This is a genomic window from Shewanella amazonensis SB2B (genome assembly GCF_000015245.1).
Classification (GTDB): domain Bacteria; phylum Pseudomonadota; class Gammaproteobacteria; order Enterobacterales; family Shewanellaceae; genus Shewanella; species Shewanella amazonensis.
This window is the reverse complement of the sequence record NC_008700.1, coordinates 817,325-831,443: the sequence shown is the minus strand read 5'-3', so window position 1 is coordinate 831,443 and position 14,119 is coordinate 817,325. Positions and strand designations below refer to the sequence as shown.

Genomic DNA, 14,119 nt, shown 5'->3' with positions numbered 1-14,119 from the left:
TGTCTGTCCTTATCCCTGAATCAGTTCAACTTGTTGGCCGTCCACGAGGCGTGAAGCCCCTTGAGTCACCACCTGCTGTCCATCGGCGAGGCCATCAACGACTTCAATACTTTGGCCCACAATCACGCCAAGTCGCACAGGCTTGAATTTAACGGTGCCAGTGGCAGAGTCGTAAAGCCACACTCCGGCATCCTGCAAATCAATATCACTGCCGTCTCGCATCACCACGGCACTGATTGGCAACAGATATTCACGTCGGTAGGTATAGGTAGCCTTGCCCAAATCCACAGTGACCTTGGCGGGCATCCCCTCGAGCACCTTAACCCCCTCGGGTAACTCAACCGCGACGGTGGCAACGTAGGTATGGGATTGGGGATCTTTTTCAGTGTTTACTTCCAGCAAGTGGCCAATAAAGCTTTTGTCTGGAAAGGCTTCAAAGGCCACATCAAAGCCCTGTTTTTGTTGACCGGTTTCGGCGCGACGCGACACAGCTATCAGCAGGTCGGGCACCTGCACATCGACTTCGATACGCTCTGTTCTATGGACGCTGAGCACCAGGGTACCGGGCTGAACGTTTTCAAAGGACTTGAGAAATACATCGCCAATCAAACCGTCGAAGGGAGCTTTGAGTTTGGTATATTCCAGCATCAGCTCAGCTTGTCTGGCCTCGGCGCGGGCAACCAGATATTCCGCATTCATCTGATCGTACTCCGCCTGCGCCATCAATTGTTGATCCACCAGGGTTTTGGAGCGTTCGGCCTGCTTGCGGGTCACGTCCAGGCGAGCACGACGATCATTCAGGGCAATTTGAAAGTCGTTTTTTTCAAGCACGGCCAACACATCTCCGGCCTTAACCCTTTGCCCCTTGGTAACCGGAATGCGGGCGATACGGCCTTCAACACGAAATGCCAAGGCGGTGAGATCCTGCGCCCTGGCCACTCCGCTGAATACCCTTGTAACCTGGTTTTCGGTGCTGGGAATGGTGTAAACCGCCACTCTGGCAGGCGTGTGTTCAATATCCGGTGCCTGACGACAGCTCCCCAGCAGCACAATCAGCCCCAGAGGCATCAGTATCATTCTTGTCATGTTCACAGCCCCCGCTCCTTCACCCAGCGCACTGCGCTCTGGCCATCCTTGAGTTCATCTGCGCCTGCCACCACGACAAAGTCGCCGTCATTCAGCCCGGAGACCAGGACGTGGCCCTCGAGAACCACTTCCACCTTTTGCAATAACTGCGACTCAGGCAACCAGCGAAATACCCAGGTCTTATCTCCTTCCTGCACCACAGCACCAGCTGGGATCTCAGGCGGGGGGATTGGGGTTTCGGTAGGCAGGGATACCCGTACCGTTGCAGACATGCCCGGCAAAATGTTGAGCTGCTCAGGCATTGGCAGCGTCAGGATCACTGTGTAACTGCCGGTACTGCTGTCGGCCACTGTGCTCATCTCCTTCAGAGACGCGGCAAACCAGGAGTCCCGGCTGTCAAAACGTACTTCCGGCACCAGTATCTTACCGGTATTGGCCTGATAACTTTGGATCGGGCTTATATACTGTTCAGGCAGCTGAAAATTCACATCAATCAGGTTTTCACTGCGCACACTCAGGACAGGCTCCTGAGCCCGCACATATTCAAACTGGCGTTTGTCGCGCTTGGAAATCACCCCATCATAGGGGGCCAACAGACGGGTGTAGGCAAGTTCTACTTCGGCTTTATCCAGTGCAGCCTTGGCGACATCATGATTACTCTTGGATTTGTCAAAATCGTTGCGCGACACCACCCCTTGTTCCACCAAGCTGAGGTTACGCTCATAGAGTACCTTGGCGAGTGCATACTGGGCTTTGGCCACTGCCAGCTGCTGCTCGTAGAGTGCCGGGTCAAGCTTAGCCAGTAACTGTCCGGCTTTGACCTCTTCGCCGGGGCGCACCAAAATGTCCATGATTTCGCCGCTGACCCGAAATGAAAGCCCTGCGCGCTCAGATGCCCTGACTTCTGCCGGTAGCAATCTTTGATTCATATTATCGGCCAGGGCTATCTGGCTGACCTTAACCGGCCTGGGGGCCTCACCAGCAATGCCCTGCGTGGCTGAGGAGAGCAAAAAGCCCCCCAGCACTGCGGCAATACCTATCCCTGAAAACGGCCTGAGCTTGCTCATGGGAAACTCCTGTAAAGGTGCAACAGCATTAAGTGGTTAACAGTTTGACAACAAAACCAATAAGTTTCCACATAAATGCAAGGGATATGAGCAAATCGGTGTCGCAACACAATCGCTGATTTCAGGCATAAAAAAACGGAGCACCAGGCTCCGTTTCTTCACATCGACACGACTTACTTAACGAAGTCTACACCCAGCTGGATGTCACCCTTGAGGGTGTCCAGCATGGCGTCGCGGGCGTTGGCTTCGAACGCGCTCACCTCGCCATAAGGCAGTACTTTTTCTACGCCGTTTTTGCCCAGCAGCACTGGCTGAGCGAAGAACACAGCGTGCTCGCTGCCGCCGTCAACATAGGCGCACTCAACCACATTGGCTTCGCCCTGCAGACCACGGATAAGAGACATACCGAAACGGAAAGCCGCCTGACCCATAGACAGGGTCGCACTGCCGCCACCGGCCTTGGCTTCAACGACTTCAGTACCGGCGTTCTGGATGCGCTTGGTCAGAGCAGCCACTTCTTCATCGCTGAAGTTTACGCCTTCAATTTGAGACAGCAGAGGCAGAATGGTCACGCCGCTGTGGCCGCCAATCACGTTTACTTTCACGCTGGCTACATCAACGCCCTTAGCTTCGGCAACGAAGGTCTCGGCGCGGATAACGTCCAGAGTGGTTACACCGAACAGACGGTTTTTGTCATAAACACCAGCTTTCTTCAGCACTTCAGCGGCAATGGCCACGGTGGTGTTTACGGGGTTGGTGATGATACCAACCAACGCTTTTGGACAGGTCGCTGCCACTTTTTCAATCAGGTTACGGACGATACCTGCGTTGATGTTGAACAGATCAGAACGATCCATACCTGGCTTACGGGCCACACCGGCAGAAATCAGCACCACATCGGCACCTTCCAGCGCAGGCGTTGGGTCTTCACCGCAAAAACCTTTCACCTCAACGGCAGTTGGGATGTGGCTCAGATCCACGGCAACACCTGGCGTGACAGGGGCAATGTCATACAGAGACAGCTTGGAACCAGCAGGCAGTTGGGTTTTCAGGAGTAGGGCGAGGGCTTGGCCGATACCACCGGCGGCACCAAGAACAGCAACTTTCATAGGTATTCTCCGTTATATCTCGGAATTTGTGAGGTAGATCCTCAAATGATGGCGCCACATTAAAGCATCGTCACACAAATTTCAATTATCCCTTAGTCGCCTGTGGCCAAGGTTTAGCGGCATTTTTCGGTGTGATTGTCAGCAATTTGAAACAGGTGTTTGACCAGCCGTCCGGACGGCCGCCATTATCTGCATTTTTATTCACAAAGAGCGGGGATTTGTTGACTTTTGGCTTTTAAATATGCAAAATACGCTGGATTTTTGAATAACAACAAAGCAGCCCACTATGCAAAAAAATCAGGATGACCTCGTCAAAACCTTCAAAGCGCTGTTAAAGGAAGAGCGCTTCGGTTCCCAGAGCGAGATAGTTAATGCGCTGCAGGCCGAAGGCTTCAGCAATATCAACCAATCCAAAGTCTCCCGCATGCTGAGTAAGTTCGGTGCCGTACGTACCCGAAACGCCAAGCAAGAGATGGTGTACTGCCTGCCGGCCGAACTCGGCGTGCCCACTGCCGGCAGTCCACTGAAGAATCTGGTGCTGGATGTGGATCATAACCAGGCCATGATAGTGGTGCGTACCAGCCCGGGGGCTGCCCAGTTAATAGCCCGTTTACTGGACTCCATCGGCAAACCCGAAGGCATCCTGGGTACCATCGCCGGTGACGATACCATTTTTATCTGTCCATCCAGTATCAAGACCATCGAAGATACGCTGGAAACGGTTAAGTCCCTGTTTAATTACAGCGAGTAACCCAGCACACATTGGGGCAAGTCCATAATGCCTACTGAAAAGCGCCCCTCGGGGCGCTTTTTTTAATCCTGCCCCTGGAGTAAATAATCCAGCGACGGCGCAAAAAACGATGAGCCAGTCAGGGCGCGGGTGAAATGCATCAGGTGATCGTGATTTCCTTCGCCATCGCCGTGCACCATGGAATGCAGCATCTTTTCAAAATGAGAGGGGGTACGGCAGACAGAGATGAACATCAAACCCTGCTCTTTCACCGAGCCATAGGGCATGCTCTGACGCAAAATCTCCATCGAGTTACCTTGCTCATCTTTCAGATTCACTCTTTTGATGTGGCTGGTCAAAGGCTTATCGGCAGACTCATATTCGATATTGTCTACCTTGGTACGGCCAATGATGTCTTCCTGCTTTTTCACCGGCAAACGGTGCCACTTCGACAGGTTATGGGCAAACTTTTGTACATGCACATAAGCCCCTCCACGGAACGCCGGATCTTCATCCCCCACCAAGGCGACATCCTGACGGTGGCGACCACGGGGATTTTCGGTACCATCCACAAATCCGGTCAGGTCCCGGTTATCCATAAAGCGGAAACCGCGCTCTTCGTCCACCAGCTCCACCAGCTCATCGAGCATCTGATTCACTTCATTGGCCACCAGATGCAGTATGTCCAGACGATCACACCGCAAGTGTACGAATAAGTCGTACTCCAGCGCCGGAGCCTCCCGGTTGCCTTCGTGCATGGCCGGGAAGGGCTTGAGTTGAGACGGGCGCCCCTGACCAAAGAGACTGTCCCAATAGTTAGCCCCCACAGCCACGAACCCATTAAAGGCACTGTCGGCATATTGGTCTGTGAGGTCGTAAAGGTATTGGGCAACACTGGCAAGGCTCGCACGCAGCGACTGCTCAACCCCTTCATTGGCGTTGAACATCAGATAAACTGCGTGAAGATTGCCTTCGGCGCATACGCCCAACTGTTCACGTGGCATAACCTGATTATCCATATAATTAAGGCCTTACTGAGTATGTCTTTGTCGGTCACATTATCCCGTACTTTAGGAAAAAATATCACCGACCGACGCACATTACACAAGATTGCTTGTTATTCACCCTAATAGCCGGCGGCCTGACCATCTTTGCGGCTCTCGGAAGCACCGCGATAGACACCGGTTTCCACATTGATGCCGATAGCCTGATAACCACCAAACTCCCCCAGGGCATCCCGGAGCACATGGCCTTTTTTCACCAGTTCTCGACGCGTCTCCATGGAAAAGCCCGACTCCAGGCTCACATAACCACCATCGGTCATCACTTCGCCGGTGGGTTCACTGGAGCCTGAATGCAGAATACGTGGCGCATCGCCGGCTTCCTGCAGGTTCATGTCAAAATCGATGAGATTAATGATAATTTGCGCATGCATTTGCGGCTGTGTGGCACCGCCCATCACCCCAAAACTGAGCCAGGGTTTACCGTCTTTGGTCACAAACGCCGGAATGATGGTATGGAAGGGACGCTTGCCGGGTGCGTAAGAATTAGGGCGCCCCGGCGTTAAATCAAACAACTGCCCTCTGTCCTGCAGTACAAAGCCGAGATCCGGAGGTGTCATGCCCGAGCCCATGCCGCGGAAATTACTTTGAATAAGTGACACCATGTTACCGTCACTGTCTGCGGTGGTGAGATACACGGTATCGCCCTGCTGCAGATTGGGATTGCCCGGCTCTACCGACTTGGCCGCTCTGGGGCCTATCTGCTTGGCACGCTCTTGGTTGTAGCGCTCTGAAATAAGCTCACTCACGGGCACATCAGCAAAGGCCATGTCGGCGTAAAAACGCGCTCTGTCAGCGAAGGCAAGCTTTTTAGCCTCCACAAAATGGTGCACATACTCAACGCTGTCATGACCCATGGCTCTTAAATCAAACGGCTCCAGCGTTTTTAAAATTTGCAGCGCTGCTATGCCCTGACCGTTTGGCGGCAGCTCCCACACATCAAAACCGCGGTAATTTACCGATACGGGTTCAACCCACTCACTGGTATGTGAGGCCAGGTCCTCGTAGCCGAGGTAACCGCCATTGGCTTTCATGTACTTGTCTATGCTGCGGGCTATGTCGCCCTTATAAAACGCATCCCGGCCACCCTTGGCTATTTTTTCGTAGGTGTTGGCCAGGGCGGGATTTTTCATGATGTCGCCCCTGGCGGGCATTTTGCCATTGGGCATATAGGTTTCACTGAACCCCGGATATTTGGCGAGACGTCGGGCGCTGCCTTCAAGATAAAAGGCGATGAGTTCAGAAACCGGGAAGCCCTTGCGCGCGTAATCAATGGATGGCGACAAAATTTGCGACATTGGCAATTTGCCAAAGCGGTCATGCAGCTCAAACCAGCCATCCACTGCGCCGGGCACAGACACAGGCAATGGACCAAAGGGCGGTAAAAATTCAAGTCCCTGCGCCTTAAGCATATCCAGCGTGAGCGTTTTTGGGCTGCGGCCCGAGGCATTTAAGCCGTATAAGCGTTTGTCTTTAGCGCTCCAGACGATGGCAAACAGGTCGCCACCGACACCCGAGCCTGTGGGTTCTACCAGCCCCAACATGGCATTGGCGGCAATGGCGGCATCCACCGCACTGCCGCCGGCTTTCAATATATCCAGAGCAACTTGAGTGGCCAAAGGCTGGCTGGTCGCCGCCATGCCCTGGGTGGCATATACCTCCGAACGACTGGCAAACGCCTTACCTGTGATCCTGTCCATGGCCAACACTCCTTCGCTGCAGCCCAGTCCGATAGCGGCCAGGGCTAAAATAGTGATTGTAAACCGGTTCATGCTGAGTCCTCCCAGAACACAAACTACACAGGTTTACCTCAATAATCACCTGTTTAAGCAAAGATTACCGGTGTATCAGCCGCAGCAGACAAGCTGACACGACTACCACAGGCAAGATGGCCAAGGTGGCTGTGGATATCCAGCACTTGCTCGCCAAGGCGCACCAGATAATGGCAACCGTTACCAAGAAAGCGACGCTCAAGTATCTCCCCTGCCCCATCGGCTCTGGCTTCAATCAATAACTGCTCGGGGCGCAGCAGCCAGCGGCCGGTTTCAGATGCTGCCTTAAAGTCTTGCGGTAATGGGAAAGCCCCCAGCGTACTGATGAGTTGCCCAGCTTCGAGCCTCACATCCAGATAATTGCTGGCACCGAGAAAATCGGCCACATAGGGTGTGTTGGGGCTTTGATACAGGGTTTCCGGAATGCCATGCTGCACTATCCGGCCCGCTTCAAACAGTGCCAGGGTATCGGCAAAGGCGAAGGCCTCATCTTTACTGTGGGTCACAAACACCGCACTGACATTGCGCGCCTTGAGTATGGCCCGGATTTCCAGCATCAGGGCCCGGCGTACCTGAGCATCAATATTGGAAAAAGGCTCATCCAGCAAAAGAAGATCCGGCTCATAGGCCAAAGCTCTGGCAATGGACACCCGTTGCTGTTGACCACCCGACAACTCATGTGGATAACGCTTACCGAGCCCCTCCAGCTTGACCAGACTCAACATTTCCTCAAGCCTGACGCTGCGGCTTTGTTTATCAAGCTGACGGACCCCAAAGAGGATATTGTCGGCAACGGTGAGATGAGGAAAGAGCGCATAGTCCTGAAATATCATCCCTATGCTGCGCTTTTCCGGTGCAACGAAGCAGCCATCTGCACTGACCGTTTTGCCATTGATGGCAATGCTGCCGGCCGAGATGTCCTGTAGCCCTGCGATGGTCCTGAGCAGGGTGGTCTTTCCGCAGCCACTGGGGCCAAGCAGTGCGGTGATTTCGCCCTGGGTCAGGGTGAGGTTGAGTCCGCGCAACACCTGCTCGCCTCGATAATCACTGTGAAGTCCCTGAATGCTTAACGTCGACATCTCAGCTCTCCTTCTCGATGGAACGGTTTAAAAACACCAAAGGAATCAGTCCCACCAATACAATCACTATGGCGCCAAGAGCCCCCTGCTCCAGCCGCTCATCGGACACATACTCAAACACCTTGGTTGCAAGGTTTTCAAATCCAATGGGTCTTAACAGCAGCGCTGCCGGTAACTCCTTCATGGCCTCAATAAACACCAGCAGCAACGAGGCCAAAATGCCGGTGCGAAGCAGCGGTAAATGCACCTTGAAGAACAGGCCAACCGGCCCCCTCCCCATGGAGAGCGCCGCCATATCGAGGGAAGGCGACAGCCGCCGCCAGCTGTTTTCAATGCCTCCGATGGCAATGGCAATAAAGCGCACACAAAACGCAAATATCAGGGCGATGGTGCTGCCGGTAAACAGCAGCCCGGGGCCATCAATGCCCAGCCAGGCACAGAAATCGTTAAGACCAAAATCGAGCCAGGTCAGGGGTCCCAGTACGCCGATGGCAAGCACTGTACCCGGTAAGGCATAACCCGTTGATGCAAGCCTTGCGGGCATCGCATCCTGCGCTCGCGGGCTGATACGGGCAATAAACAGCAGCACCAGCGCAAATACAACACAAAGCACGGCTGCGATGGCGGAGAGTGAAAAACTGCTCCAACTGTAACGCCAGAAATCGCCCTGCCAGCTCAGATCAAAGTAGCGCACGGCATAGCCCAGCAGGATGGCTAAGGGTAACAGGAAAGAGAGAAACAGCAACAAGCTGCAATAGCCCAAGCCCAGCCAACGCCAGCGTCCCAGACGCAGGCGGGGGATTTGTCCGGTAAGCGCCTGGCGCTGAAACAGCTGCTGCCTGCGCCGGGCAAATCGCTCCAGCCAGATGAGTAAAAATACCGCCACCAAAATGATCATCGACAGCTTGGAAGCCGAGGCCAGACTGCCATAGCCAAGCCAGGTGTCGTACACCGCCGTGGTCAGGGTAGGCACAGCAAAATAACTGACAGTGGCGAAGTCGGCGGCAGTTTCCATGGCAACCAGCGCCACACCGGCTGCAATGGCGGGCCTTGCCATGGGCAGTGCCAAACGCCAGAAGCTTTCCCGCTCGCTGGCGCCCATCAAACGGGATGCTTGCAGCAAACTCAGTGATTGCTCCATAAAGGCGGTGCGGGCCAGCAAAAAGATGTACGGAAAAAGCACAAACGCCAGGATAAGCGTGGCCCCGCCAAGGCTGCGGATATCAGGAAACCAATAGTCGGCGCCGGCATCAATGCCAAGCAGCGCCCTCACGGCACGCTGGATTGGCCCAGGATAGTCAAGCAGGTCGGTGTATACGTAGGCCACCACATAGGCTGGCATCGCAAGTGGCAGCAGCAAAGCCCATTGAAAAAAGCGTCTGCCCGGCACTTCGCAGCGCGCCACCAGCCAGGCTGCGGGAATCGCCAGCAGTGCCGAGAGCAAGCCAACACCCAGCATCAGCAGCAGGGTATTGAGGATATAGGTGGGCAGCACTGTGTCGGCCAGGTGTGCAAACACCTCGCCATCGGGAAAGGCGGCGGTAGCCAACAGCGCCAGCAGCGGCGTTAAAAACAGAAAAGCAATAAAAAAACCCAAAAACGACCAGCGCTTGGGCAATCCAACTACCATAGTGTATTCCAGAGGCGGCGCCCTCCGTTGGCGCCGCACGAATTAGGCGAATGCTATCGTCAGAGATCGAATTTCACTTCATCGAGCAATTTCACGGCAGCACCGTGATACTCGGCAAGCTTTTCAATGGCCAGCGTGTCGGCTTTGAATTCGCCCCAGGAGGCCACCATCTCTGAGGGCTTTACATCGACTTTTACAGGGTATTCCATATTGACTTCAGCATAGGCATGTTGTGCCTTGTCCGATGCCAAAAACTCCATCAGCTTAACGGCCTGCTCCTTGTTGGGAGCATATTTTGGCATGGCCATGCCGGACACATTGATGTGGGTGCCGCGGTTAGCCTGGTTTGGGAAGTTGATGTATACGGCTTCGGCCCAGCTCTTTTGCTCAGGGTCCTGCATCATGGCACCAAAGTAATAGCTGTTGCCAATGGCGATATCACACAGGCCTTCCTTTACGGCCTTGACCTGGGCCCTGTCATTCCCCTGAGGTTTACGCGCCAGATTGGCTTTCAGGCCTTCGAGCCACACTTTGGTTTCGGCCTCGCCCTTATTGGCAATCATGGAAGCGACCAGTGAGATGTTGTAGGGGTGCTTACCGCTGCGGGTGCAGATTTTACCTTTGTATTTGGGATCGGCCAGATCTTCATAGTCGATATCCAGCTTACCCAGCCGTTCTTTTGAAGAGTACAGGCTGCGGGTACGCACCGTCAGGGCATACCAATCGCCATCGACAGAGCGCAACTGTGCTGGAATGTTGCTCTCGAGTACGGGGCTTTGCACCTTGTCCACCAGATCCTTATCAACCAGTTCCATCAGCTTTGAGAACTCGGAGGTCAATACCAAATCCGCCGGAGACAGGCGACCTTCACGTTGCAAACGCTCTGCTATGCCATCTTTGGCAAATACCAGCTGGGTTTGAATGCCAGTTTCTTTTGTGAATTCTGCCAGTATGGGCTCGATCAAAAACGCCTGCCGATAGGAATAGACAGTCAACGTATCAGCCGCCATGGCAGAGCCGGTCAAGCAGGCCAAGCCTGCTAACAATACCCCTTTGGACAATTTCATCTCGAACTCCCAGAATTTGGTTAAACCAAAACAAACTAATGATAATTATTATCACTACAGATAGGGTAATCCAAGGGGTCTCCTCTGACAACTTAAACTCGTCAAATTGTTAGCTGTATCAATGAAATTTATCAATATTACTCAATGCCTTACAATATTGCACTGCAAGCAAACCGCGAATTATCTCAAACTAAACTAAACTGAAACTTAATTGTTTACCGACAGAGGGCGAGCATCATGGACGTGTTTTTGCTGTTGCTGGCTCTGGCTTTGTCAGTAGGCTGGTTTGTTTACAGTAAGTATCAATCGGATCACTGGCATCAACGAAACAGGGAATGCAGACACAAAAAGCGCGCTGTTGTGCCCCACGAGTTGGAGATACCCAAGGATTATGGTGTCTATGAATCACTCGAAGAGGTTGAGCATCAGGCCAGAATCAATGGCGCGCGACCACAGGGGCTGCATCCATTTCATTGTGTCAGTGTGGTTGCAGGCCTGAATGACTGTAACGCCAGACAGGCCATTGATGGGCACAGATTTCTATCCGGTGAAGCACCTGCTATCCCGCTGAAAGGTTGTAACGCAGAAACTTGCCATTGCCATTATCAGCACTTTGAAGACCGCCGGGTACCACACTCAGATCGTCGGGCCAGGTATGGGCTGACCGAAGAGCTGTATGGACATTTCGGTGAAAAAAACAAACGTCAACTCCCCAAAGGGCGACGCATTACCGATGTTTAGCAGACAATATCCGGACGGGTTTCACGGAATATTGGCAGTTCGCGTACCTCTTCAAACCACAGTGTCAGAGCGGGAGCAAGGTTACGCCATTCCAGTGCCGGATGTCGGTAGTCCATATAATCCAATAAACACACCAACGCCATGCTGCGGGCATTGATGCGGTCAGAAGAACCTGCGCCCTGACGCTCAAGCTCACGAATCCCCCTCAAGAGCGCCTCTTCAAAACGCGAGGTCCAAAACGCTGAGCGTACCCCCTCTTCTTCACGCATCTGTTCCTGCCGCAGTTTTACTGCACTGTCGATAAGCCCTTTCAGCAGTGAAAACTGGCACTGGGCATGCCAATCCAAACCAGGCTCACCAAACAACTGACTCTTGGCGTAGGTCGCATCAAGGTAGCGGCAGATCACTTCGCTGTCATATAAGGCGGCGCCATCGTTCAAAAACAAACAGGGAATTTGCCCCAGCGGATTGGCACTGAGCAAGGTATCACCATTATCCAATGGATTGGTGTTCAGCTCTTCGACATCCAATTCCAGGTAGCGCACCATGATTCGGACCATGCGGGAATAAGGCGAAGGTGCAGAGCATAAAAGCTTCATGGAGAGTTCCTTGTGTGTTTACCAGTATTTTTCCACGGTGATTTGCCCGGGTGCCCTGCGAAGGTTTTTACTAAGACCACGTTCCAGCAACAATGCCTGGGTGCTTGCAACCATCTCGGGGTTACCACAAATCATCACCTGAGAATGCTCGGCAGACAATGTAAGGCCGCTGGCAGCTTCGAGCGCGCCAGAGGCCAACGCATCGGGTATCCTCAGTTGCATGGCTCCGGGTACTGACTCCCGGGTAACCGATAAGATGAGCTGCAGTCCGGGCCTGCTTGCTGCCAGGGCTTGCAACTCGTCAAGATAAGCCAAATCCTCAGCCCGGCGAACCCCATACACAAGCACCAGGTGTTCAAACCTTTGCCAGGGCTCCTCGGTGCCAAGCATGGAAATAAAGGGGCCAACGGCGGTGCCTGTGGCCAGCATCCAAAGCTGACGCCCAGCTGCAGGAGCGTCGGGTAATTCATTCAAGGTTAAAAAGCCGGTTGCACTGGCCGAAACCTGAAGTACATCACCAGGGCTTAAGTCCTGCAGCCTTGGAGAGAGCTCGCCCTCTTCAACGGCAACGGCCAGCACCTCGATATAATCGGTTCTGGGAGGGTTAACCAGAGAATAAGCACGGGCAATGCGCTTATCCTCGCTGGGTAAACTGAGTTTGATAAACTGGCCCGCGATAAAGGGCGCTATTTTGGCGTCAATCCTGAGACTGAACAACTTGTCGGTCCAATCCCTTCGCTGCAACACCCGGCCTTCAACCCACATATCGCCTCCCCTACTCTGTGGCTGCAGTTCCAGCATAAGCAAGGGAGAAAAAAATAAAAACCCTTTTTATCGGAGGCGTTTATCCTGCTGCACTCTCTTCTTTACTTTGTGGATTCATCTTCTGGGCAAAATCCTTAAGCCCCTGCTGCACCAGAGCGTAGGTCCTATCAACGCCATCTGCGATATCCCCTTCCAGCACCTTAAGACCACTGAGTATGTCTCTGGCCTCTTTAAAGCCCTGATCAATAGCACCGCCAATCACCCCCATAAACCCTTCCAACTGCTGTTCCAATGGCTGGCTGCTATTTTGAGACTGATAGAGGCTGAAGAATTGGGTGGCAAAATCAACTATTCTGCCAGCCGTGGCTTCGGGTGAGGTATCAACACCTTCCTCGGCGAGGCGCTCAATGGCCTGTTCCCCCATTGTGGGCGCGAGCTGTTCATTAATGGCTTCGATAGCGGCACGATACAGTAATACCATGGGTTCGTCGGCTGCACTTAAATTAACCTCCTGCTGTGCAGAGAGTATCGCAGCGTTCATCAAGGCACGGCTTGAATGTGCGGCTGTCTTCTGGCTGGCAACGACGGCAACCGTCTCACCATGGTTTTTACCAGCGACAGGGCTTTTATCTTTTGCCACTTGAGACACGGTGGCACCGTGATTGGGTTGGGGAGGGCGAATTTCCATGGATTACCTCGATCCTGACACAAGTCGACTCAGCCTATATATCGGATAATTTTTGTACAACTTTAGTAAAAAGTCGCCCTTGTGTTGCACGAAAGCAACGGGGTACATACTCGACTTAAGTTTTAATTTAAACTTAACCCGTCTTGAGTATAATGGCCTCCCAAAGATTGATTCAGTTAACACTTAGGGAGTAAAGTGGGGGCTGGATCAACCACTTAAAGCTCAGGATCCGGATTGTGAACAAGCCAAACATGCCCGAGGTAAAACCTCGCAGTAGCAGTTGTCAGAACTGCGACAGACTGACCGAGATTGAAGGTGAACAGCTCTGTTTCAGGGACGGGCGTATCATTCGATTGACGCCTGCCGAAGGGGAAAAGCATTTGCCACTGCTGTGTGAGGGATGGCGTAAACCCCCCACCTCTAAATGATTAGTCCTAGCCGTAAAAACCTGCCGAAGGATAACTGGCAGTTTGGGTACTACGGATCACATTGTCCAACACCATGTCTGCGTTTAGCTTGGCCAGTGTCAATCCTCGGGTCGACACCTTAAGCCCCGCACATAGCTGTGCGTAGATATCCACCAAAGCTTCCTGAGTCACCTGGCGCTTTTTCAAGGTCGCCGAAACCGCGTTCCAGTCGGTGGTGACTTTTTCACTCATACCTTCCAAATTGACGAGCAAGGCGATGTTCTGCATAGCGACTCCGTGACAATTTTTATACTTTTG

15 protein-coding genes are annotated in these 14,119 nt (G+C 53.2%); 3 read left to right on the top strand and 12 right to left on the bottom strand.

Annotation, left to right across the window (positions count from 1 at the left end; genetic code table 11):
• Window positions 1-9: 9 nt before the first annotated feature.
• The 3 genes from SAMA_RS03560 to mdh form a co-directional block, all read right to left on the bottom strand.
• Window positions 10-1,086 carry an efflux RND transporter periplasmic adaptor subunit gene (locus tag SAMA_RS03560; protein WP_011758792.1) on the bottom strand — a complete coding sequence of 359 codons (1,077 nt, stop codon included), beginning with the start codon at window positions 1,084-1,086 and terminating at the stop codon, window positions 10-12.
• Between the two features lie 2 nt (window positions 1,087-1,088).
• The gene (locus SAMA_RS03555) at window positions 1,089-2,153 is read right to left on the bottom strand and encodes an efflux RND transporter periplasmic adaptor subunit (protein ID WP_011758791.1); all 1,065 of its coding nucleotides are present in this window, start codon (window positions 2,151-2,153) and stop codon (window positions 1,089-1,091) included.
• 173 nt (window positions 2,154-2,326) lie between these two features.
• A complete protein-coding gene (gene mdh / locus SAMA_RS03550) occupies window positions 2,327-3,262 on the bottom strand; it encodes a malate dehydrogenase (RefSeq protein ID WP_011758790.1) in 936 nt (311 codons plus the stop codon).
• Between the two features lie 286 nt (window positions 3,263-3,548).
• Here mdh and argR point away from each other — a divergent pair, with 286 nt between their 5' ends.
• Window positions 3,549-4,013, top strand: coding sequence for a transcriptional regulator ArgR (gene argR / locus SAMA_RS03545; RefSeq protein WP_011758789.1), 465 nt, complete (start codon window positions 3,549-3,551; stop codon window positions 4,011-4,013).
• Between the two features lie 62 nt (window positions 4,014-4,075).
• Here the strand turns inward: argR and SAMA_RS03540 are convergent, their stop codons facing one another.
• From SAMA_RS03540 to SAMA_RS03520, 5 genes are all read right to left on the bottom strand, one after another.
• Window positions 4,076-5,011 (bottom strand): Dyp-type peroxidase, encoded by a 936-nt coding sequence (locus tag SAMA_RS03540; RefSeq protein ID WP_011758788.1) that lies wholly within the window; start codon window positions 5,009-5,011, stop codon window positions 4,076-4,078.
• 107 nt (window positions 5,012-5,118) lie between these two features.
• Window positions 5,119-6,825: a gamma-glutamyltransferase gene (gene ggt / locus SAMA_RS03535; RefSeq protein WP_011758787.1), complete on the bottom strand. Its 1,707-nt coding sequence runs from the start codon at window positions 6,823-6,825 to the stop codon at window positions 5,119-5,121.
• Between the two features lie 53 nt (window positions 6,826-6,878).
• Window positions 6,879-7,904, bottom strand: coding sequence for an ABC transporter ATP-binding protein (locus SAMA_RS03530; RefSeq protein ID WP_011758786.1), 1,026 nt, complete (start codon window positions 7,902-7,904; stop codon window positions 6,879-6,881).
• A 1-nt stretch (window position 7,905) separates the two neighbouring features.
• A complete protein-coding gene (locus tag SAMA_RS03525; protein ID WP_011758785.1) occupies window positions 7,906-9,534 on the bottom strand; it encodes an ABC transporter permease in 1,629 nt (542 codons plus the stop codon).
• 59 nt (window positions 9,535-9,593) lie between these two features.
• Window positions 9,594-10,601, bottom strand: a complete 1,008-nt coding sequence (locus SAMA_RS03520) for a Fe(3+) ABC transporter substrate-binding protein (RefSeq protein WP_011758784.1) — start codon at window positions 10,599-10,601, stop codon at window positions 9,594-9,596.
• A gap of 237 nt (window positions 10,602-10,838) precedes the next feature.
• Between SAMA_RS03520 and SAMA_RS19085 the strand changes: the two genes are divergently transcribed.
• Entirely contained in the window at window positions 10,839-11,342 is a 504-nt protein-coding gene (locus SAMA_RS19085; RefSeq protein WP_011758783.1) for a hypothetical protein, read from the top strand.
• Here SAMA_RS19085 and SAMA_RS03510 read toward each other — a convergent pair.
• From SAMA_RS03510 to SAMA_RS03500, 3 genes are all read right to left on the bottom strand, one after another.
• Window positions 11,339-11,941, bottom strand: a complete 603-nt coding sequence (locus SAMA_RS03510; protein ID WP_011758782.1) for a glutathione S-transferase — start codon at window positions 11,939-11,941, stop codon at window positions 11,339-11,341. The two genes, SAMA_RS19085 and SAMA_RS03510, sit on opposite strands and share 4 nt — an antisense overlap.
• Window positions 11,942-11,959: 18 nt before the next feature.
• Window positions 11,960-12,706 (bottom strand): ferredoxin--NADP reductase, encoded by a 747-nt coding sequence (locus SAMA_RS03505; protein ID WP_041409670.1) that lies wholly within the window; start codon window positions 12,704-12,706, stop codon window positions 11,960-11,962.
• A 79-nt stretch (window positions 12,707-12,785) separates the two neighbouring features.
• Window positions 12,786-13,394 carry a DUF5610 domain-containing protein gene (locus SAMA_RS03500; protein ID WP_011758780.1) on the bottom strand — a complete coding sequence of 203 codons (609 nt, stop codon included), beginning with the start codon at window positions 13,392-13,394 and terminating at the stop codon, window positions 12,786-12,788.
• Window positions 13,395-13,630: 236 nt separating this feature from the next.
• On the opposite strand from SAMA_RS03500, the gene SAMA_RS19315 reads away from it, so the two are divergent.
• Window positions 13,631-13,822 carry a hypothetical protein gene (locus tag SAMA_RS19315; protein WP_011758779.1) on the top strand — a complete coding sequence of 64 codons (192 nt, stop codon included), beginning with the start codon at window positions 13,631-13,633 and terminating at the stop codon, window positions 13,820-13,822.
• 6 nt (window positions 13,823-13,828) lie between these two features.
• Here the strand turns inward: SAMA_RS19315 and SAMA_RS03495 are convergent, their stop codons facing one another.
• The gene (locus SAMA_RS03495; protein ID WP_011758778.1) at window positions 13,829-14,089 is read right to left on the bottom strand and encodes a hypothetical protein; all 261 of its coding nucleotides are present in this window, start codon (window positions 14,087-14,089) and stop codon (window positions 13,829-13,831) included.
• Between the last annotated feature and the right edge of the window lie 30 nt (window positions 14,090-14,119).